18 protein-coding genes and 2 pseudogenes are annotated in these 19,751 nt (G+C 65.1%); 6 read left to right on the top strand and 14 right to left on the bottom strand.

Features of this window, described 5'->3' with window-relative positions; all coding sequences use genetic code 11:
• Positions 1-96 precede the first annotated feature (96 nt).
• From ACN2C8_RS03855 to ACN2C8_RS03840, 4 genes are all read right to left on the bottom strand, one after another.
• Positions 97-516: a MucR family transcriptional regulator gene (locus ACN2C8_RS03855; protein ID WP_419254507.1), complete on the bottom strand. Its 420-nt coding sequence runs from the start codon at positions 514-516 to the stop codon at positions 97-99.
• 198 nt (positions 517-714) lie between these two features.
• On the bottom strand, positions 715-1,938 hold the full coding sequence (locus tag ACN2C8_RS03850; RefSeq protein ID WP_419254506.1) for a DUF2336 domain-containing protein: 1,224 nt from the start codon (positions 1,936-1,938) through the stop codon (positions 715-717).
• 119 nt (positions 1,939-2,057) lie between these two features.
• Positions 2,058-2,942, bottom strand: coding sequence for a crotonase/enoyl-CoA hydratase family protein (locus tag ACN2C8_RS03845; protein ID WP_419254505.1), 885 nt, complete (start codon positions 2,940-2,942; stop codon positions 2,058-2,060).
• Between the two features lie 213 nt (positions 2,943-3,155).
• Positions 3,156-4,490, bottom strand: coding sequence for a cytochrome P450 (locus ACN2C8_RS03840; RefSeq protein ID WP_419254504.1), 1,335 nt, complete (start codon positions 4,488-4,490; stop codon positions 3,156-3,158).
• 237 nt (positions 4,491-4,727) lie between these two features.
• On the opposite strand from ACN2C8_RS03840, the gene ACN2C8_RS03835 reads away from it, so the two are divergent.
• Positions 4,728-6,395: a GMC family oxidoreductase gene (locus tag ACN2C8_RS03835; RefSeq protein WP_419254503.1), complete on the top strand. Its 1,668-nt coding sequence runs from the start codon at positions 4,728-4,730 to the stop codon at positions 6,393-6,395.
• Positions 6,396-6,412: 17 nt separating this feature from the next.
• Here ACN2C8_RS03835 and ACN2C8_RS03830 read toward each other — a convergent pair whose 3' ends face one another.
• Positions 6,413-6,802: a type II toxin-antitoxin system VapC family toxin gene (locus tag ACN2C8_RS03830; RefSeq protein WP_419254502.1), complete on the bottom strand. Its 390-nt coding sequence runs from the start codon at positions 6,800-6,802 to the stop codon at positions 6,413-6,415.
• Complete coding sequence (locus ACN2C8_RS03825) at positions 6,802-7,101, bottom strand: type II toxin-antitoxin system VapB family antitoxin (RefSeq protein WP_419254501.1); 300 nt, start codon at positions 7,099-7,101, stop codon at positions 6,802-6,804. The genes ACN2C8_RS03830 and ACN2C8_RS03825 overlap by 1 nt, the downstream gene beginning before the upstream one ends.
• Positions 7,102-7,168: 67 nt before the next feature.
• Here ACN2C8_RS03825 and ACN2C8_RS03820 point away from each other — a divergent pair, with 67 nt between their 5' ends.
• Positions 7,169-8,692, top strand: coding sequence for an acyl-CoA synthetase (locus ACN2C8_RS03820; protein ID WP_419254500.1), 1,524 nt, complete (start codon positions 7,169-7,171; stop codon positions 8,690-8,692).
• A gap of 3 nt (positions 8,693-8,695) precedes the next feature.
• Here the strand turns inward: ACN2C8_RS03820 and hfaB (ACN2C8_RS03815) are convergent, their stop codons facing one another.
• From hfaB (ACN2C8_RS03815) to ACN2C8_RS03800, 4 genes are all read right to left on the bottom strand, one after another.
• Positions 8,696-9,751 carry a holdfast anchoring protein HfaB gene (gene hfaB, locus ACN2C8_RS03815; protein WP_419254499.1) on the bottom strand — a complete coding sequence of 352 codons (1,056 nt, stop codon included), beginning with the start codon at positions 9,749-9,751 and terminating at the stop codon, positions 8,696-8,698.
• Positions 9,751-10,674, bottom strand: a complete 924-nt coding sequence (gene hfaB, locus ACN2C8_RS03810; RefSeq protein WP_419254498.1) for a holdfast anchoring protein HfaB — start codon at positions 10,672-10,674, stop codon at positions 9,751-9,753. Before hfaB (ACN2C8_RS03810) ends, hfaB (ACN2C8_RS03815) begins: the two co-directional genes overlap by 1 nt.
• A 42-nt stretch (positions 10,675-10,716) precedes the next feature.
• Complete coding sequence (hfaA, locus tag ACN2C8_RS03805) at positions 10,717-11,154, bottom strand: holdfast anchoring protein HfaA (RefSeq protein ID WP_419254497.1); 438 nt, start codon at positions 11,152-11,154, stop codon at positions 10,717-10,719.
• A gap of 91 nt (positions 11,155-11,245) precedes the next feature.
• Positions 11,246-11,851: a hypothetical protein gene (locus tag ACN2C8_RS03800; RefSeq protein ID WP_419254496.1), complete on the bottom strand. Its 606-nt coding sequence runs from the start codon at positions 11,849-11,851 to the stop codon at positions 11,246-11,248.
• A gap of 467 nt (positions 11,852-12,318) precedes the next feature.
• On the opposite strand from ACN2C8_RS03800, the gene ACN2C8_RS03795 reads away from it, so the two are divergent.
• Positions 12,319-12,768, top strand: a complete 450-nt coding sequence (locus ACN2C8_RS03795; protein WP_419254495.1) for a MaoC family dehydratase — start codon at positions 12,319-12,321, stop codon at positions 12,766-12,768.
• 4 nt (positions 12,769-12,772) lie between these two features.
• Here ACN2C8_RS03795 and ACN2C8_RS03790 read toward each other — a convergent pair whose 3' ends face one another.
• From ACN2C8_RS03790 to ACN2C8_RS03780, 3 genes and pseudogenes are all read right to left on the bottom strand, one after another.
• Complete coding sequence (locus ACN2C8_RS03790) at positions 12,773-13,558, bottom strand: helix-turn-helix domain-containing protein (RefSeq protein WP_419254494.1); 786 nt, start codon at positions 13,556-13,558, stop codon at positions 12,773-12,775.
• Positions 13,559-13,644: 86 nt separating this feature from the next.
• A pseudogene (locus ACN2C8_RS03785) lies at positions 13,645-13,868 on the bottom strand (CsbD family protein).
• Positions 13,869-14,062: 194 nt separating this feature from the next.
• Positions 14,063-14,795, bottom strand: a pseudogene (locus ACN2C8_RS03780) (trypsin-like serine peptidase); the annotation flags it as partial.
• A gap of 132 nt (positions 14,796-14,927) precedes the next feature.
• On the opposite strand from ACN2C8_RS03780, the gene ACN2C8_RS03775 reads away from it, so the two are divergent.
• Positions 14,928-17,105 (top strand): S9 family peptidase, encoded by a 2,178-nt coding sequence (locus ACN2C8_RS03775; protein ID WP_419254493.1) that lies wholly within the window; start codon positions 14,928-14,930, stop codon positions 17,103-17,105.
• A gap of 132 nt (positions 17,106-17,237) precedes the next feature.
• Positions 17,238-17,789, top strand: a complete 552-nt coding sequence (locus ACN2C8_RS03770) for an N-acetyltransferase family protein (protein ID WP_419254492.1) — start codon at positions 17,238-17,240, stop codon at positions 17,787-17,789.
• A 64-nt stretch (positions 17,790-17,853) separates the two neighbouring features.
• On the opposite strand, the gene ACN2C8_RS03765 is transcribed toward ACN2C8_RS03770, so the two are convergent.
• On the bottom strand, positions 17,854-18,294 hold the full coding sequence (locus tag ACN2C8_RS03765; protein ID WP_419254491.1) for a MucR family transcriptional regulator: 441 nt from the start codon (positions 18,292-18,294) through the stop codon (positions 17,854-17,856).
• A gap of 680 nt (positions 18,295-18,974) precedes the next feature.
• Here ACN2C8_RS03765 and ACN2C8_RS03760 point away from each other — a divergent pair.
• The gene (locus ACN2C8_RS03760) at positions 18,975-19,700 is read left to right on the top strand and encodes a DUF7168 domain-containing protein (protein ID WP_419254490.1); all 726 of its coding nucleotides are present in this window, start codon (positions 18,975-18,977) and stop codon (positions 19,698-19,700) included.
• The last annotated feature ends 51 nt before the right edge of the window (positions 19,701-19,751 follow it).

The following is a 19,751-nucleotide window of genomic DNA, read 5'->3' as shown; positions in this document are numbered from 1 at the left end:
GAGTCAATCCGCAAGCGAAACGCCCGCCCTCCGACTCGGAGCGCGGGCGTCGATGATTTCAGGCCGCCATGGTGGCAAGCGCTTGATCCGACTCGGCTATTTTCCGCCGCGCGGCGGTTTGCGACCGCCCTGCCCCAGGCCCATGGACTTGGCGAGCTCAGACCGCGCCTTGGCGTAGTTGGGGGCGACCATCGGGTAATCCTTGGCCAGGTTCCACTTGGCCCGGTATTCTTCGGGGCTCATGTCGTACTTGGTGCGCAGGTGGCGCTTGAGCGACTTGAACTTGCGACCATCCTCCAGGCACACGAGATGGTCGGCCGCGATCGAGCGCTTGACCGGAACTGCGGGCTCCCTGGGCGCGGCGGGCGCGGCCTCGGCGGGACCACCGATCGCCGCCAGGGCGCTGTGAACCTGCCGGATCAGCGCCGGGACATCGGTCGCCGTCACGCTGTTGTTGCCGACATAGGCCGAGACAATGCCCGCCGTCATGTCGAGGAGGTCCGTTTGATCGTCCATCTGATCTAACCCGTCGCGATTTTGCTTGTTCTTTGCTGATTCCAAAAATCAGTTATCGCGTGGATACAGATAATACCCGCAGGCGGCAATATCCGGAAACCAACAGTACACGTCAATTCATCTGGCGAGACGGCGCACGGGGGTTGAGGTCAACATCACCCGGCAACAATTGGACGAATGCGTTCAATGATATTTGAGTTAACGGCCGAAGTCGCGTGATAGCGCTAGCATCGCCGCGCGCTGGGGCACCGAATATTCGTCCACAGCCGCCTCGTCGCCCTCGCGGATCGCCTTCAGCAGGGCCGGGGTCAGGGCCGAGGACAGCGACCAGTTCCAGTAGCGCAACACGGTCTGGGCCCGGTCAACGGCGATCATGTCGAACACCGCCATCACCCGCTCCAGCGCCGGAACCATGGCGCCGGTCGAGTCGACCTCGGGACGGCGCAGGCCCCGCCACAGGGCCTTGATCGCCGTGCGCGGCAGGCCGGTGGCCTTGCACAGGATCGCCAGGGGCTCGCCGCCCGGATCGGTGAAGATCTTGGCGCCGGTCATCGGCTTGAGGCCCGACAGGTAGGAGATCTCTTCGGCCACGTCGCGGGTCATGCCGTTCTGGGCGGCGGCGATGGCGTCGTCGAGGCTGTCGAACGGGCTCTTGGCGATGGCGGCGCGGTTGCGCTGGCGACGTTCGATGAACTGCAGGGCCTTGCGCGACATCGGGTCCTGCCAGCCCTCTTCCGAGGCCACGGCGAACAGGTCGCCGACCGCGTCCTGCAGGATCTCCCGCGAGACGGCGAAGCGTTGCAGGATCAGCTTGCGGGCGTCGGCGTCCGCCCACCAGAACATCACATAGGCATGGCTGGGGCGCAGCTCGGCCCGGCGCAGCAGCAGCGGCAGCAGGCGCGGATTGTCGCGTGACATGGCCACCACGGTCTCGATCGTGTGATGGCTGAACCTGACCAGTTCATTGCGCAGCAGAACCTCGACGACCGTCGCCTCGCCGGCCTCGACCAGGGCTTCGGCGACCATCTCGCCCACGCCGCGGCGCTGGGCGATCATCCGCCGGTGCTCGGTGGTGGCGTTGCGGGCGCAGTCGATCAGGTCGGCGTCACCCAGGCTTGGCGAGTTTTCCAGCAGCGCGCGCGCGACCGAAATCTCGTCGCGCAGGATCAGGCGGATCAGCGTGCCGGGCATCTCGACCAGATTAGCCAGGCGACGGGCGACCTTTTCGCGTTCCTCGGTGACCGCGTCGCGCAGCATCTCGACCAGCAGGTCAGCGGTCATGGCCCGTTCGAAGGCGTTGACCCGGCTGGCGGGCAGGCAAACCACGTCGGCCAGACGCTTGAGCAGCGCCGCGCGCGAACGCGCCGGCGGCTTTTGAGCCTCGGCTTGCGAAAACGGGACGGTGGGCGCGGGTTCGCTCATGGTGATCCTGACGGTCAAATCCGCCGTCACCCCAAACTGATCAGAACCTCATTAACGTCCGATGAGCGGAGCGGTTCGGCGTGCGCGTCAAGATGACGCCGAACCGCGACCAAACTGCGTCAGCTAAACGGATGCTCGCCCCATTTGGGCCAGATATCGGGCAGGTCGGTCGAGACCTTGTCGGGATAGACCGGCGTGCGCTTTTCCAGGAACGAGGTGACCCCTTCCTTGGCGTCGGCGGCCGCGCCGCGCGCCTGGATGGCTCGGCTGTCGGCCTTGTGGGCTTCCATCGGGTGATCGGCGCCGGCCATGCGCCACAGCAGCTGGCGGGTCAGGGCGATCGAAACCGGGGCAGAGTTGTCGGCGATCTCGCGGGCCAGGGCCCGGGCGGCGGGCAGCAGGTCTTCGGGCGCGTGCAGCGAGCGCACCAGCCCGCGATCCAGCGCTTCCTGCGCGCCAAACACCCGGCCGGTATAGCACCATTCCAGCGCCGTCTGCATGCCGACCAGGCGCGGCAGGAACCAGGACGAGGCCGCTTCCGGATTGATGCCGCGCCGCGCGAACACGAAGCCGAACTTGGCGTCGGTCGAGGCCAGGCGAATGTCCATCGGCAGCTGCATGGTGACGCCTACGCCGACCGCCGCGCCGTTCACGGCGGCGATGATTGGCTTCAAGCTCTCATACATGCGCAGGGTGCAGCGACCGCCGCCGTCACGATAGAGGTCGCCGACCTTGCCCTCTTCCCGCTCCAGCGCCTGGGGCGAGGTGCGATCGAATGTCGCGCCGCCGCCGCCCAGATCGGCCCCGGCGCAGAACGCCCGACCCGCGCCGGTGACGATCACCACCTTCACGTCGTCGTCGGCGTCGGTGACGTCGAACACCTCGATCAGGTCCTTCATCATCCGGGCCGTGAAGGCATTCATCCGCTCGGGCCGGTTCAGGGTGATCGTCGCGATCCCGTCCTCGACGTCATAGAGCAGGGTCTCGAAGGTGGGATACGACATGGGTGTTCCTCCTGATTTTGGGTCAGTCAAACATGCGTATGAATTGGGGGCAATCGGGTAGCGGGAGATAGATGCTCCCCCTCAGGGGGAGCTGTCGCGGAGCGACTGAGGGGGCAGCGCCGGCGCATGTGAGCCTGGCGTCATCTGGATGCCCGCCGCGCTGCCCCCTCCGGCCCTCTGGGCCACCTCCCCCAGAGGGGGAGGAGCTATCGCCTACCCCCGCTTGACCATCAGCTTGCTGATCGCATGCACGAAGTTGTTGGGCGCGATCTCCATCTCTCCGGTCGCCTTCAGGTCCGGGAAGCGGGCCAGGATCTGGCGATAGGCTTCTTCCAGCTGGATCTGGGCCACGCGCTTGCCGATGCAGGTGTGGGGGCCATAGCCGAAGGCGATGTGCTTGCCGGCGTTCTTGCGGCGGACGTCCAGTTGGTCGGGCTCGGGGAACACCTCCGGATCGCGGTTGGCCGCGCCGTAGTACATGATGACCTTCTCGCCCTCGCGGATCATCTGGCCGTTCAGCTCGACGTCCGCCGTCGCGGTGCGGCGCATGTAGATCACCGGGCTGACCATACGGATGAACTCGTCGACCGCGCCGCCCATCAGGCCCGGATTATCGATCAGCGCCTGTTTCTGATCCGGAAACTCGGTCAGCAGCTTCATGGCACCCGAAAGGGTGTTGCGGGTGGTGTCGTTGCCGGCGAACACGATCAGCAGCCACGAGCCGTCCAGATATTCATCGGCCAGCAGGGCGCCGTCGACCTGGGCCCGGGCAATGGCGGTCAGCAGGTCTTCCTTGGGATCCTCGCGACGCTTGAGCAGCATCATCCGGCCGTAGTCGAACATCTCCTCGACGTTGGTGTTGAAGTCCATGACGAACTGCATGAGCTCAAGCGTCGGGGTGATCGGGGCCGCAGCCTGCTGCACAGCCAGGTCCTGGGCGCGCTCCAGATAGTGCATCCACTTCAGGAACCGTGGGCGATCCTCGGGCGGCACGCCCAGGATCTCGCACAGGGTGAACAGCGGCAGCACACTGGAGAAGTGCTCGACCATGTCGATGGTGGCGCCGCCCTCCAGCAGCGGCTCCATGGCGTCGAGCAGCCGCGTGACCTCACCCTTCACCGCCTCGGTGATCCCGCGCAGATAGGACGGGGTGAAATAGGGCATGTGCTCGCGACGCAGCTGCAGGTGATGCGGCGCGTCGAGATTGATCATGGTGTCCATCGACGCCCGGAACAGCAGGGCGTGGCGGCGGTCGGGCGGGCCCATGGCCATCAATATGCCGCCGCGCTGCGACGAATAGGTGGTCGGGTCGCCATTGACGCTCATCACGTCTTCATGCCGCGTCACCGCCCAGAAGCCCGGCCCGCCATAGGGCTCGGCATGCCACATCACCGGGGCTTCGGTCCGCATCCGGGCATAGTCGGCGAAGGGCTGACCCTTGGCGAAACGGAAGATGTCGGCGAGATCGACCTCCGGCAGGGTCGGATAGGTGGTTCCCGCTCCAGGGCCGGCCTTGCCGTCCACCACTGTCTGGCTGATCAAATCCACGTATCGTCTCCCGGGAACGTCGTTCTATGGATGGGACGATAGCGCCTAAACATGGCGCGCCAACGGCGCCGCGACGGCAACTGACGCAAGGTGAGGCTTTGCGTTCGGCGCAGACCTGCGCATTGTGAGTGAACGCCGATCATGCGGACACACGCAGACGGCCCCGAGCCCTTCCGCATGGACGGGCTCTAAACATAGAAAATGGAGCGCGCCCAAGCGCGCTTTAGGGAGAGAGCGATGAGCGCGACCATCGAGGCGGACTACGTCATCGTCGGGGCCGGTTCGGCCGGCTGCGTGCTGGCCGCACGGCTGTCGGAGGATGGTCGCTTCAAGGTGCTGCTGCTGGAAGCCGGCGGCGATGATCGGCCGACCAGGAACCTCTCGCAGTTCGCCTCGAACCTGATGATCCACATCCCGGTCGGCTATGCCCAGACCCTCAAGGATCCCAAGGTCAACTGGCTCTACACCACCGAGCCCGATCCGGGCACCGGCGGACGCGCCCACGTCTGGCCGCGCGGCAAGGTGCTGGGCGGTTCGTCCTCGATCAACGCCATGCTCTATGTGCGTGGCCAGCAGGCCGACTATGACGGCTGGCGGCAGCTGGGTTGCGAAGGCTGGGCCTGGGACGACGTGCTGCCCTGGTTCCGCAAGTCGCAGAATCAGGAGCGCGGGGCCAGCGACCTGCACGCCACAGGCGGCCCGCTGAACGTCGCCGACATGCGCGACGGCAACGTCATTTCCGAGGCCCTGATCGAGGCCTGCGACCAGGCCGGCATCCCCCGCTATGACGACCTGAACGGCAAGGATCAGGAGGGCGCCACCTGGTATCAGGTGACCCAGAAGAACGGCGCGCGCTGCTCGGCCGCTGTCGCCTATCTGCACCCCGCCATGAAGCGGGCGAACCTGCAGGTCGAAACCAACGCCCTGGCCAGCCGCGTGATCTTCGAGGGCAAGCGCGCCGCCGGCGTCGAATTCGTTCAGAACGGCGTCAAGCGCACCGCCAAGGCCCGGGCCGAGGTGATCCTGGCCGGCGGGGCGATCAATTCGCCCCAGCTTCTGGAACTGTCGGGCATTGGCAATGGCGAGCTGCTGCGCCAGCGCGGCATCGCGGTGGTGTCGGACCTTCCCGGCGTCGGCGAGAATCTGCAGGACCACTACCTGACGGGCGTGCGCTACCGCCTGAAGGCCGGCGCGCCGTCGATCAACGCCATGAGCAAGGGCACGCAACTGGCGGCCCAGGCGCTGAAATATGTGCTGTTCCGCAAGGGCCTGTTGACCCTGTCGGCAGCGCATGTGGCGGCGTTTTGTAAATCCAGACCGGATCTCGCAGGACCAGACATCCAGTTCCACATCCTGCCGGCCACCATGGATCTGGACAAGCTGTTCAACGAGCAGAAGATGGAACTGGAGGACGCGCCAGGCATGACCATCGCGCCCTGCCAGCTGCGCCCGGAAAGCCGCGGCACCATCCATATCAAGTCGTCTGATCCGTCGCAGTATCCGGCCATCGTCGCCAACTATCTGGCCGATCCGCTGGACCAGGAGGTCGCGATCGCCGGCCTGAAATGGGCGCGCAAGATCGGCGAGCAGCCGGCCATCGCCAAATATGTCGAGCAGGAGATGAACCCTGGCCCGGGCTTCGAGAGCGACGAAATGCTGCTCGAATATGCCAAGGCCTCGGGCTCGACCCTTTATCACCCGGTCGGCACCTGCGCGATGGGCAGCGGACCTATGGCCGTGGTCGACGCCCAGTTGCGGGTGCGCGGCGTGGACGGCCTGCGGGTCGTCGATGCCTCGATCATGCCGCGTCTGGTTTCGGGCAATACCAACGCCCCCACGATCATGATCGGCGAGAAGGGCGCGGCCATGATCCTTCAGGCCGCCAAGACCCCCGTCGCGGCGTGAGATCAGGCCACCTCAAGTCAGGTCAGGGCGGAGACGAGATCGGTATGGGAAAAGTCTTCGCCCACGAACAGCAGCGGCGCGCCGCGCACCTTGGCCAGGGCGTAGGTGAAGGTGTCGCCGAGGTTCAGCTTGGCGGGATGGCCCGTGCCCTTGCCGTACGCCATCCTGGCTCGGATGGCGGCGCGGCCCTGGGCCACATCCACATCGACGACCGATATGCCCAGCCGGACAAGCAAGGTGTCGAGACGGTCCGGCGATATCTTTCTCGCCAAGAGAACGGTGGCAGCTTCGACATAACTGACGACGGACATTTCCGGGACTGCCGCCCTAGCGATACGAACCGTCAAGTCGTCAGCCGTTGGTTCATCCGCGATGATGGCGATGATCGCCGAGGTGTCGATCACCATCAGTCTTTGGCCTTGGCCGCCAGCTCCTTGGCCGCCAGCTCAAAGTCCAAATCGTCGCCGCCGGCGTCCAACCATTCCTCGGGCGTGACTGGCCGGAAAGGGACGCCGCCACGCATTTCGGCTGTGTACGCCCTGATCCGCGCGACGAACTCTTCCGTCGTCTCGGCCTTGGACGCCCTCTCGCGTTCCAGCCGCTCGCGCAGGGCAACGGTCACGGCCTGCGTCATCGTCTCTCCCGTCAGGCGGGACAGGTCGCGCGCCAGGCGGTCGGCTTCTTCGGTCTTGATGCTGAGCGCCATCACAACCTCCGTTTCTAGACGAGCAATCTAGATCAAATCTCCAGCAAAGTCACCCGAGGCTTCCGGCATGCACCCCTTCATCCACGCCCAGACGCAACCGCAAAAGCCCGCCTACATCATGGCCGGCTCCGGCGAGGTCGTGACCTACGGCCAGCTGGACGCACGCTCCAACCAGGGCGCGCAGCTGCTGCGCTCACTGGGCCTGCAGACCGGCGACGTCATCGCCATCCTGATGGAGAACAATGCCCGGTTCTTCGAGATCGCCTGGGCCGCCCAACGCGCGGGGCTCTATTATGTCTGCGTCTCGACCAAGCTGACGGCGGCCGAAACCCAGTACATCCTGCAGGACTGCGGGGCCAAGGTGTTCATCACCTCGGTGGCGATGGGGTCGCTGATCGACGAAATCCCCGCCCTGGTTCCGGGCCTGAAGCTCTACACGGTGGGCGGGGCGCATGGCGCCTATGCCGACTTCGAGGCGGCCCGCGCCGCCATGCCCGAGACCCCGATCGCCGATGAGAGCGCCGGCTCGGACATGCTCTATTCGTCGGGCACCACCGGCCGACCCAAGGGCGTCAAGCCGGCCCTGAACGGCGGCCCGATCGAACAGCCCAACGCCCTGCAGATGATGGCCCAGGGCCTGTTCGGCTTTTCCGGCGACAGCGTCTATCTGTCCCCCGCCCCGCTGTATCACGCAGCCCCGCTGCGCTGGTGCATGAGCGTCCACAAGCTGGGCGGCACGGTCATCGTGATGGAGAAGTTCGATCCCGAGGCCGCGCTGGCCCTGATCGAAAAATACAAGGTGAGCTGCGGTCAGTTCGTGCCGACCCACTTCGTGCGGATGCTGAAACTGCCCGAAGAGACCCGCGCGAAATACGATGTCTCGTCGATGCAATCGGCCGTCCACGCCGCTGCCCCCTGCCCGGTTCCGGTCAAGGAACAGATGATCGCCTGGTGGGGCCCGGTGATCTTCGAATACTACGCCGGCACCGAAGGCAACGGCTTCTGCTGGATCAATTCGCAGAACTGGCTGACCCACAAGGGCAGTGTCGGCCAGGCCGTGCTGGGCGAGCTGCGCATCTGCGACGAGGACGGCAACCAGGTCCCGCCGCGCACCGAGGGCAGTGTCTATTTCGCCAACGGCCCGGCGGTGAACTATCACAACGCCCCGGACAAGACCGCCGAGAGCTACAACCAGCACGGCTGGACCACCCTGGGCGACGTGGGCTGGGTCGACGAGGAGGGCTATCTCTACCTGACCGACCGCAAGAGCTTCATGATCATCTCGGGCGGGGTGAACATCTATCCGCAGGAGATCGAGAACCTGCTGATCACCCACCCCAAGGTGGCCGACGCCGCCGTGGTCGGAGCGCCCTGCGAGGAGATGGGCGAAAAGGTCGTGGCAGTGATCCAGCCCCTGGCCTGGGCCGAGGACCACTCTGATCTCGCCGACGAGCTGATGGCCTTCGTGCGGGCCAATCTCAGCCACGTGAAATCGCCGCGCCGCATCGACTTCATGCAGGAACTGCCCCGCCACGCGACGGGCAAGCTCTACAAGCGGCTGATCCGCGACGCCTACTGGGCCAAGACCTAGAGCCTAGGGCCGGTTGGGAGCCGCGCCCCGGTCCGGGGCCAGCCAGCGCGAGCGATCCAGGTACGGGCCGTTATAGCCTGGCGCCGCGACCACAGGAGCGGCGGGCCTGGGCGCCTGCGCGGCTGGCGGCGGGGCCTGGACGCTCTGGACAGGGCGCGCCTGGCGAGGCTTGGCGCCGTCGGCCGGCTCGTTCAGGCAGTTGCTCGGCTTGATCTGCAGCAGCGTGCTGGCGAAGTCATAGATGCTGCGCTCGACCAGGGTGCGGGCCGCCAGCTGCATGGGCTCCAGCTCGCTCTTGCCGCCGGAAACGTCGATGACATTGCCGTTCAGGAAGTCGAACACGCCGGGTTTGATCTCCCGGCCGATGATCTGCTTCTGGTAGGACGTGATGTCGATAATCTCCTGCGAGCGGGAGTCGACCATGCGCATGTCGATGGCGATATTGATCACATAGGTGCTGCCGGTCAGCGACCCCTTCAGGCCCCCCGTCCCTACATCACCGCCACGCGCGTCCACGCCCGACGAGCGGATATTGTAGTTCAGCTCCGTAAGCCCGCCCACAATGTAGAAGTCAGAGCCGGCGATCTGTCCGGCATAGATGGGGCGATAGTTTTCAGGGTCAGAGCCCGCCTTTTCCGGAGAGTCCGACAGGGTGTGGTTCTGGGCATAGGCCAGTTCGGTATCGGAAATGCCCCGATCGGCCCGCTCCACCAGCCGCAGGCCGGCCTTGCCCAAGGCGCTGATCGCGAACAGCGAGGCGCCCTGGCTGACCTTGGCGCCGGTCGTGATGTCGCGCTTGCCGGTCAGATCGGCAATGGCGCCGACCGCCACCCGGGGCGCCACCCGCCCGCTGGTGGCGGCATTCGACGCCAGACAGGTCAGGGCCGACGAATACTGTGTCGGATTGGTAGTCGCCGGAGCGTCGCCGATGGGCTGGGCATAAAGACCCGTGACCTTGTCGGCGCTGGTCGAGGCGCAGCCGGCCAGCATCAGCGCGACGAGGGTCGCGGCGACCCGTGCGCCTTGCCGGCCGCCAGTCAGGGCAGGATCATGAGACATCACCAGGCCCTCGGCTGGGGTTGAACGGTCCGCGAGGCAGCATAGGCCGGGAGCGCCGGACCCTGCGGTTCGGTTACCGGATCAAGGCAAAGACCCTTCGCCTGGCCACCACGGAAGCCGGCGATCAGCTCGAACACGCCGCGCTCGACCAGGGTGCGAACGGCGGCCTGCATCGGCTCCATGCCGCTGCGGCCATAGGAGGCTGCTGCGCCGATCCGGTCATCTCCAGCGGTCAGGCCAAGGTCAAGGCTGCGCCCAACCAGCTGCTTCTGATACGAGACCATGTCGACCACCTCCTGGGAGCGCGAGTTCACCAGCCGAAGATCGATGGCGATATTGAGCACATAGGTCTGGCCCGCAGCGCCGGCCCGCACGCCATTCAAACCCCGGTCGCCGATCTGGGCGTCGGCGCCGGTCGAGCGGATATTGTAGTTCAGCTCCGTAATGCCGCCGACGATATAGTAGGACGAGCCGGCGATCTGACCGGCCAGGATGCGGCGGAAGTTGTCACCGCTGCTGCCGGCCAGTTCGGGCGTGTCAGACAGCAGACGCTGGCGGGCATAGTTGAGCTCGATCTCGGCCACGGAATTGTCCAGCCGCTCGACCACCGGAAAGCCCGCCTTGCCAAGCGCCGTGATCGCAAACAGCGAGGCCCCCTGGCTGATCTTGGCGCCGGTCTCGAAGTCGGACTTGCCGGTCATGTCGGAGATCCGTCCGACCGAGATGCGCGGCATCGGCCGGCTCAGCGGCTGGCCCGCCAGGCAGATCAGGGCCGGCGTATAGGGCGTCGGGTTGCGGGTGGCCGGCGCGTCGCCGATCGGCCGCGCATAGCCGCCGCCCGCCTCGCCAGCCAGGCTCGGCGGCGCAAAGGCGAGGATCGTCGCCGCAAGGCCTGCGGCCCCCAGGGCGCGAGCGATCAACATGGTGCTGGTTTCCTTATGAGACCGAGGGCGTTGGTCAGGGCGCTACTGGTTGGACCCGGTCGATTTGGCGGCCGATCCATTGAGAACCGCCGTGGCCGAAACCGATCCGGTATTGGTCTGAACACTGTTGAGCACGACCGTATTGTTCGATCCCTCGACCGTGACATTGACCAGATTGCCGATCGCGGTGGCGCTGTTGCTGGCCCCGCTCTCAAAGAAGGCTGCGCCATAGACGGCGCTATTGGTGTTGGTTTTGATCTGGCTGCCGCCCACGCCGCTCTGGATCACACCATCCTTGATGATGCGGTTGCCCTGGCTGTCGCGGGTCGAGGGATTGAAGCGCTCGGTCTCCATGGCCCGGGCGTTGCCGTAGCCGGCTTCGAGGCTGCCGATTCCGTCGCGACCCAGGGTCTGCGCTCCGCCCTGAGCAGGCAGGGCGATCAGGGCGACGGTCAGGGCCGGCGTGAACATCTTGAGCATGGGACAGGTCCTGGAGGAGGATGGAAAAGGCGCGGCTGAAAGCGGGAGTAAAGGACGCTCGCGAGCGCTCAACGAGCGTCCTTGTGCCGACTTAGAAACCCTTGACGGACAGGGTGTTGCCGATGGCGGCGGCCGTCGCCGAGACCGAGTCGCTGACATTGCGAATGGTCGTGTTGGCGGTGGCGTTGACGGCGGCGTAGTTGATCTGGGTCGAGTTGACCTGGCCCAGATCGGCTTCGATGGTGGCCGTGTTGCTGATCGCTGCAGCGGTCGCGTTCACTTCGCCGCTGATGTCGGTCAGGGTGGCGTTGAGGACGGCGGTCGGATCATAGTTGGCGTACTGAACATTGTTCACGACGTTGAGATAGTCGGCCTTGATCGAAGCGGTATTGGCGATCGCCGCCGAAGTCGCGTCGACACTCTTGCCAACATCACGGACGGTCGCGTTCAGTTCAGACGACACATCGCCGAAGAAGCGCTGCGTATTGTTGATGGTGTTGGCGGTGCCGCCTTCCAGCGTGACGCTGTTGCCGATACCAGCCGCAGTCAGAGCAACCTTGTCTTGAACATCGGTGACCGTGGCATTGAGCTTGGCGCGAATGTTCGAGCTGTTGGTCTGGTTGGTATTGATGGTCTGAGCTTGGGCAGTACCAGCGACCGTCAGTGCGGCGATGGTGAGCAGGATGGTGCGGTGCATCTGTATTCTCCATTGAGCCGATCATTCGGCGAATGGTGCTTCGCAAGGCGCATGCCACGTCTGGAGAAATTCGACCCGCTGGCCCGCATTAAATCAGTCACCCGCCAATCAAGCCCATATGTTAATTTCCGATAACCTCGATTCATCAAGCAAATCAGTCCCCGCCCCTTTTGGCTCCGCTCGCCTACCCGCAACTATAGCCAAACGTTAATTTTCTATTATTGTTGTATTACTTGTTATGGGTATTTTTCGGCGGCAGTTCTGGAAAATAGTCCGACCAAAACTGCAACAGATCCCAGTTTTGGGACGGACCGGCTGTGTCCATTTGAAACAGTGACCGCAGCATGGGTGGCACAGGCCAGGATCGGCCGGATGCAGCACAAAGCTTGGGCTCGACCTTGCCCCAACCGCCCGGCCATGGGATCAATCAAACAACTGTTTGCACAAGACGTGTTTGGGAGAACGCCATGAAACAAGTCGCCTATGCGGATATCGCCAGCCTGGTTGGTCAGGAAATCGGTGTTTCGGACTGGGTCGAGATCAGCCAGGAGCGGGTCAACCAGTTCGCCGAGGCCACCGGTGATCACCAGTGGATCCATGTCGATGTCGAGCGCGCCACCCGGGAAATCGGCGGCCCGATCGCCCACGGCTATCTGACCCTGTCGCTGATCCCGATGCTGGGCGCCGGCATCCTGCACGTCACCGGCGTGACGCGCGGCATCAACTACGGCTGCGACAAGGTCCGTTTCACCGGCATGGTCCGGGTCGGCAAGCGCGTGCGCATGCGCCAGAAGCTGCTCAGCGCCGAACCCAAGTCGGGCGGCCTGCAGATGAAGAATGAGTGCACCATCGAAATCGAAGGTGAAGAGCGCCCCGCCTGCGTGGCCGAGACCATCTCGATCATCTACGGCGCCTAAGCCCTCAGCCTCCCGCCACGCCCCGCAGAGCGGCGGCCGTGGCGGGATCGGCCGGCAGGAACGTCTCGATCGTCAGTTCAGACACGGTCACGTCCAGCGCTCCGCTGAAGGTCATTGTGGTCGTCAGGAACGACAGTTCGCCCAAGGGCGTGTTCAGCCGCAGCGGTACGGCGATCATCCCCTCACCGCCGCGGGGATGGGCCTCGCCACCAGGATAGGCCGACAACTCGCGGATCAGGTCGGCCAGACCCGCATCACCATTCTCGGCCAGCTCCCGACGCAGGCGCGACAGGATGTGGCCGCGCAGCTCGGCCAGATTGACAATGCGGGGCGCGACGCCGTCGGGGTGCAGGCTCAGGCGCAGCATATTGACCGGCCCCTCCAGCAGCTTCGGGTCGACGCCCTCCAGCAGAAGGCCCGCCGAGGCATTGTGGGCCAGCAGGGTCCATCGCCGGTCGATGGCCAGGGCCGGAAACGGCATGTGGGCCGCCAGCAGCGTCTCGACAGCGATCTTGGCGGCCTCCAGCCCCGGATCGTCCAGTGACCGTTCGGGGAACACCGGCGCAAAGCCGGCGGCCAGCAGCAGAACGTTGCGTTCGCGCAGCGGCACCCCCAGTCCTTCGGCCAGACGCAGCACCATGTCGCGGCTGGGGGCGGCCCGGCCGGTTTCCAGGAACGACAGGTGCCGGGTCGAGATTTCGGCCTCGCAGGCCAGGTCCAGCTGGCTGAGCCGGCGCCGCTGACGCCAGTCGCGCAGACGCTCGCCGATGGTAAGGACGGTGGTGGTCATGACAGCAAGTTAGGTCGAGCCTGGCCGACGCGCCATTACCTCCGGCGTAATCAACCCCACACCGGAAACGAGAAACGGCCCCGGGATCACTCCCGGGGCCGTTCGTCATTCTGGTCGGGACCAGACGCTACTTCTTGATCGCGTCGCCTATGGCGTCCTGCGCCTGACCGACCTTGTTCTGGACGTCGCCCTTGACCCTCTGGGCCAGCCCTTCGGCTTCGAGGCGTTCATTGCCCGTAGCCTTGCCGATCGCTTCCTTGGTCGCGCCGACGCTCTTGTCGATAGCGCCTTCAACACGGTTGGTGCTCATGGCTGTGCTCCTGTTGGGGTGATTGTCCCCACCAGAACGGCTCCGCTGACGCGAAGGTTCCCAGCCCTTCTAGCGCCCCACACCCATGGCGCTGGCCGAGACTGCGGCGGAGGCGGCCGTCGCGCCCTCGACCCTCGGTTCGATCCGGACGGACCTCGCGGCCACCGTCGGGGACGACGGCTTGCCCAGCAGACCGATGGTTTCGCGGATGTATTTGGCGTGGGTGACGATGCCGATCTCCAGCCGCTCGCCCGACAGCTCGACCTGCTGGGTCAGGATGCCGGCGATAAACTGCACTTCCTGGCTTTCGGTCGCGCCCGGCCGACGCCGCGCGCCCTCGGCCATGAATACCGGTCCACCCGAATTGCCCGGAAAGACCGCGAAATCCATCAGAAAGGTCGGAAAGGCCGTGGCCGGGGCCAGCGGATAGGAGGCCACGCGGCCTGACCGCAGAATGGGGAAGCCGGCCGGATTGGCCGACAGGCCGCGCGGGAAACCCAGGGCCATCATCTCGTCGCCGGGACCCAGCTTGTACTGGCTGAAGGTGTCGTCCTTGGCCAGCCAGGAGATCGGGATCGCCGCCTTGGCGAATTCCGCCGGCGCCTCGACCACGAGGGCGGCGACATCGCGGCCCGCGTGCTTGACCCACAGCGGATGGTCGCCATCGCGGATCTTCAGGGTCTGGGGATCATAGCGCCAGACGCCGTCACGGGACTGGATGCGGTAGCCGATCTTGGCCGAGAATGACGGCATGCGGTCAAAGACGTGGGCGGCGGTGATCAGGATGGTGCGGGGTTTGCCGTCGGGATCGATGTCGGCGACCAGGAACCCGGTGCCGACTGTTCGCGAGCCGTCCTTGAGCGGCTGCTCAAGCTGAACCGTGGCCTGGATCAGATCGACGGACAGGTCGTAAACCATCGTCGCCCCTACTCTTTTACTTACCCCGCTGGGCGCACATCGGCACGCTTCGCCAGATAAGTTTGACCAGACCCGGCAGGGCCCGCAAGCTGGCTATCTGACGCAGAGATCGTTTACGAGTTGGTGGGGGAAATAAGCATCATGAACCGACGTCAGATGATGACGAGCGCGGCCGCCGTGCTTACGTCCAGTCCAGTTTTCATTCCCGGGATCTCCATGTCCGCATCCAAAGCCGCTCGCCCCGTCCCGCCCGTCGCCAAGAAGGAGCCCAAGCGCATCGAGCAGCTGGGCCGGGTGCGGACCGACGACTATGCGTGGATGAAGGACGACAACTGGCAAAAAGTCCTGCGCGACCCGTCGCTGATCAAGGCCGACGTCAAGGAACACCTGACCGCCGAGAACGCCTACACCCAGGCCATGCTGGCCTCGACCGAGACGCTGCAGACGGCGATGTTCGAGGAGATGAAGGGCCGCATCAAGCAGGACGACGCCTCCGTCCCCGCCCCCGACGGCGCGTGGGAATACTACACCCGCTTCGAGGCTGGCGCGCAGCATCCGATCCACGCCCGCAAGCCCAAGGGCGGCGGGGCCGAGCAGATCCTGCTGGACGAAGAGGCCGAGTCCAAGGGCAAGGCCTTCTACCAGGTCGGGGCCGCCAGCCACTCGCCGGACCACAAGCTCTATGCCTTCGCGATCGATGAGCAGGGCTCCGAAGTCTATCGCATCCACGTCAAGGACCTGGCGACCGGCGCGGTACTGGAAAGCCCCGTTGAGAGCACCACCGGCGACTTCTGCTTCTCGCCCGATAGCCAGTGGCTGTTCTGGACGTTCCGGGACGATAACGGCCGCCCGGCCCGCATCCACCGCCGCCCGGCGCGCGGCGGCGCCAAGGACGATGTGCTGATCTATGACGAACCCGACGAAGGCTTCTTCATCGGCGTCGGCACGGTGTCGTCCGAGAAGTTCATCGTCATCAGCTGCGGCAACCAGGAGACCAGCGAAAACCTGCTGATCCCGGCCAGCGATCCGACCGCAAAGCCAGCGGTCGTCGAGCCGCGCCAGGTCGGCCTGCGCTATGAGCTGGACCACTGGAACGACCATTTCGTGATCCGCACCAACGCCGACGGCGCCGTCGACTGGAAGCTGGTCACCGCGCCCGAAGCCACGCCGGGCAAGGCCCACTGGAAGGACTGGGTGGCCCACACGCCCGGCCGGCTGATCGTCGGCATGATCGCCTTCCAGAACCACTTCGCGCGGCTGGAAAAGGTGGACGCGGTCAACCGCATCGTCATCACGGCGAAAGCTGGCGAGGAGCACGTCGTCGACTTCGACGAGGCGGCCTATGCGCTGAGCCTGGAGGGCGGCTACGAGTACGACACCACCACGGTGCGCTTCGTCTACAACTCGATGACCACGCCCCGGCAGTGGTTCGACTATGACATGGCGACGCGCGAGCGGACCCTGCGCAAGACCCAGGAAATCCCCTCGGGCCACGATCCCAGCCAGTACGAGACCCGCCGCCTGAACGCCAAGGACAGCGATGGGACAGAGGTGCCGGTCTTCATCCTGATGAAAAAGGGCACAAAGCTGGACGGCTCGGCCCCGCTGCTCCTCTACGGCTACGGCAGCTACGGCATCTCGATGGAGGCCAGCTTCTCGATCCGCAATTTCTCGCTGGTGGATCGCGGCTGGATCTGGGCCACGGCCTGCCCGCGCGGCGGCTCGGAAAAGGGCTGGAGCTGGTTCCTCGACGGCAAGAAGGACAAGAAGAAGAACACCTTCACCGACTTCATCGCCTGCGCCGAACACCTGCATGGCGCCGGCTATGGCAAGCCCGCCAACACGGTGGCCTATGGCGGCTCGGCCGGCGGCCTGCTGATGGGGGCGATCACCAACATGCGGCCCGACCTGTTCGCCGGGATCATCGCCGCGGTGCCGTTCGTCGACGTGGTCAACACCATGAGCGACGTCACCCTGCCGCTGACCCCGCCCGAATGGCCCGAATGGGGCAATCCGCTGGAGGACGCGGCGGCCTATGACTACATCGCCAGCTATTCGCCCTATGACAATGTCGCGGCCAAGCCCTATCCGGCCGTGCTGGCCACGGGCGGCCTGTCGGACCCGCGCGTCACCTACTGGGAGCCCGAAAAGTGGGTGGCCAAGCTGCGCCCGGCCAGCACCAGCGGCCGGCCCGTCCTCTTGAAGATCAACATGGACGCCGGCCATGGCGGGGCCTCGGGCCGGTTCGACTTCCTCAAGGAGATCGCCCTGGACTACGCCTTCGCGGTCTGGGCGGTCGACAAGGGTTGGGAGGCTTAAGGGTGCTCGCGACGAAGATCCTCTCCCTCTGGGGGACGTGGCCCAGAGGGCCGGAGGGGGTCAGGGCGGCCTACGCCCAGCTCTCCCCCTCAATCGCTCCGCGACAACTCCCCCAGCGGGAGAGCCTCTAAGATGACCCTCACCGTCCGCCCCTCCACCGACGCCGACCTGCCGGCCATTACCGCGATTTACGCCTGGAACGTTTGCAACGGCCTGGGCACCTTTGAGGAAGACCCGCCGGCCGCCGATGAGATGGCCCGTCGCCGCGCCGCGTTCCTCGATCGCGGCCTGCCCTATCTGGTCGCCGAACGGGACGGCGTGGTGCTGGGCTATGCCTATGCCGGTCCGTTTCGCTTGCGCGCCGCCTATCGCTACACGGTCGAGGACAGCGTCTATGTTTCGCCAGACGCCGTGGGACAGGGCGTGGGCCGCGCCCTGCTGGCCGCGCTGATCCAAGCCTGCGAGGCCCTGGGCCTGCGCCAAATGTGCGCGGTGATCGGCGACAGCGGCAATGAAGCTTCCATCGGCCTGCACGCGGCCATGGGCTTTACCCAGTACGGAGCCTTTCCGGCCATGGGCCACAAGTTCGGCCGCTGGGTGGATCTGGTCTGGATGCAGCGCCCCCTGAACGGAGGCGGCGAACGCCAGCCCGACTCGCCGGGTCTGGCCCTGAGCGGCGTCTGATCCTCAGACGCAAAAAAGGGCCGGCGCAACGCCGGCCCTTTTCAGTATTCGATGAACCGAAGCCTTACGCCTTGCGGGCGCGCGGCGCCTTGGCCGGGCTCTTGGCCTTGCGGCCGCCCTGACCCAGGCCCAGGGCCTTGGCCATGGCCGAGCGGGCTTCGCTATAGGCGGGCGCGGTCGTAGGATAGTCGTTGGGCAGGCCCCACTTGGCCTTGTATTCGGCAACGGTCATGCCGTGCGTAGTCAGGTGGCGCTTCAGGGTCTTGTACGGCTTGCCGTCTTCGAAGCTGATCAAAGCGTCCGGCGTGATGCTCTTTCGAATCTGCGCCGAAGTAGCCTTCGTAACAGCCTCGACAACAGGAGCTTCCGGCGAACCAATACCAGCAAGGGCGTCATGCGTGGCGCGAATCAGAGCCGGCAGTTCGGATACCGGCGTGATATTATTCGCGACATAGTTGGCCACGATTTCCGCAGTCAACTCGATGAGCGAGGCTTTGTCTTCCACGATAACGTCTCCAATCATGCTTTGATTTGGAAATACACCCCCTACGTTGGAATACAAATAGTGATTAGACCAAATTGGGTCTTAGAGCGGCTCTCTGGCGGGTCTTTTCTGTCCCGGGCGGCGCGATAGAGAGCGATTTATCGCAAATCGTGATCACGATCTGAGGCGGGCAGCCACGCTTGGCTGCAAATGTAACGCAATTCGACCGATGGCCTCACCTAAACCAGTCACTCAACTTGCAACATCGAGAATCGATACATGCGCGCACAGCAGGCAGGCGCGCCGGGCGCGCGCTGCAGTCGCAGCGACACAGGGCGGCGAAGGCCGTGATGCGTCTCAAAGGAGGGGGGATTCATGGCTGGGGAACCAGGACTCGAACCTAGAACGACGGTACCAAAATCGCGAATTAGTGCAGTGTCCATAAGGACTTAGCCAGATTTTTTTACAATCGCGATTCAGCAAAATCAATGACTTACAGGCCCCTCGTAAAAGTCTACGACCCTGCCGGACGCCGCGAAAAGCCCGCCGGCGTGGGCTGCGAATCACCCCGGTGACGGGCCACACGCCAGGCGTGTAAAACCTGGGGGCCCGCATCTTCCGCCCCCGGGCGCGGCGGCTCTGGTAGACCTGCCGGGCAGGCGCTGCTGTCGGCGCCACGTCGATTGATTCGGGATCGATCCTTGACCGAAAAGTCCGATCTCGCCGCGCTGGACAGGCTCAGAACGCGCATCCAGGGCCTGCGGGCCAAGACCACGGAAAACGGCTGCACCGAAGCCGAAGCGCTGTCGGCCGCCGCCAAGGTCGCCGAACTGCTTGATCGCCACGACCTGTCGCTGACCGATGTCGAAATCCGTGATTCGCCCTGCGAGCGGCGCGAATATGAGACCCGGCGCAACAAGCGCATCCCGCTGGACGGCTGCATCGGGGCCATCGCGGCCTTTTGCGATTGCCGGGTCTGGCGCGAGAAAACCCCGGCCGGCGAGCCGCGATTCGTTTTCTTTGGCCTGCGCTCCGATGTCGAGGTCGCGCACTGCCTGACCGAACTGGTCGATATGGCCGTCCGCTCTGAGCTGGGCCGCTACAAGACCAGCGCCGACTACCAGCGGTTCCGCCACCAGGACCGACACCTGGTCAATGGGTCCTTCACCCTGGGCATGATCACCTCGATCGCGGCCAAACTGACCGCGATGAAGGCTCAGCGCGACCAGACCAATCACGGGACCGGACGTGATCTGGTGGTCCTCAAGGCCTCGGTCGTCCAGGCCGAACTCGACCGGCTCGATCTGAAACTCACGACCGTGCGTCGCGCAAACCGCACCGTATCGCCAGACGCCTATGACGCCGGCGGCGCGGCAGGCGCGTCCCTGGCCCTCCATCCCGTTATCGGAAAACGCGACGGCTCATAGCCGTCGGGCGCGCCTTGCCATTCCCTGGGACGGCGGGCAGGCTGGGCTTCT

This window comes from Caulobacter sp. ErkDOM-C, from assembly GCF_048541825.1.
Classification (GTDB): domain Bacteria; phylum Pseudomonadota; class Alphaproteobacteria; order Caulobacterales; family Caulobacteraceae; genus Caulobacter.
This window is presented reverse-complemented; position numbering and strand designations above follow the sequence as displayed.

Bases quoted from the DNA above. Each gene is read 5' to 3' on its own strand.
- ACN2C8_RS03770 (WP_419254492.1), top strand. From the start codon at position 17,238: ATGACCCTCACCGTCCGCCCCTCCACCGACGCCGACCTGCCGGCCATT.
- ACN2C8_RS03835 (WP_419254503.1), top strand. From the start codon at position 4,728: ATGAGCGCGACCATCGAGGCGGACTACGTCATCGTCGGGGCCGGTTCG.
- ACN2C8_RS03825 (WP_419254501.1), bottom strand. From the start codon at position 7,101: ATGGCGCTCAGCATCAAGACCGAAGAAGCCGACCGCCTGGCGCGCGAC.
- ACN2C8_RS03820 (WP_419254500.1), top strand. From the start codon at position 7,169: ATGCACCCCTTCATCCACGCCCAGACGCAACCGCAAAAGCCCGCCTAC.
- ACN2C8_RS03795 (WP_419254495.1), top strand. From the start codon at position 12,319: ATGAAACAAGTCGCCTATGCGGATATCGCCAGCCTGGTTGGTCAGGAA.
- ACN2C8_RS03855 (WP_419254507.1), bottom strand. From the start codon at position 516: ATGGACGATCAAACGGACCTCCTCGACATGACGGCGGGCATTGTCTCG.
- hfaB (WP_419254499.1), bottom strand. From the start codon at position 9,751: ATGTCTCATGATCCTGCCCTGACTGGCGGCCGGCAAGGCGCACGGGTC.
- ACN2C8_RS03830 (WP_419254502.1), bottom strand. From the start codon at position 6,802: ATGGTGATCGACACCTCGGCGATCATCGCCATCATCGCGGATGAACCA.
- ACN2C8_RS03790 (WP_419254494.1), bottom strand. From the start codon at position 13,558: ATGACCACCACCGTCCTTACCATCGGCGAGCGTCTGCGCGACTGGCGT.
- ACN2C8_RS03775 (WP_419254493.1), top strand. From the start codon at position 14,928: ATGAACCGACGTCAGATGATGACGAGCGCGGCCGCCGTGCTTACGTCC.
- ACN2C8_RS03845 (WP_419254505.1), bottom strand. From the start codon at position 2,942: ATGTCGTATCCCACCTTCGAGACCCTGCTCTATGACGTCGAGGACGGG.
- hfaB (WP_419254498.1), bottom strand. From the start codon at position 10,674: ATGTTGATCGCTCGCGCCCTGGGGGCCGCAGGCCTTGCGGCGACGATC.
- ACN2C8_RS03850 (WP_419254506.1), bottom strand. From the start codon at position 1,938: ATGAGCGAACCCGCGCCCACCGTCCCGTTTTCGCAAGCCGAGGCTCAA.
- hfaA (WP_419254497.1), bottom strand. From the start codon at position 11,154: ATGCTCAAGATGTTCACGCCGGCCCTGACCGTCGCCCTGATCGCCCTG.
- ACN2C8_RS03800 (WP_419254496.1), bottom strand. From the start codon at position 11,851: ATGCACCGCACCATCCTGCTCACCATCGCCGCACTGACGGTCGCTGGT.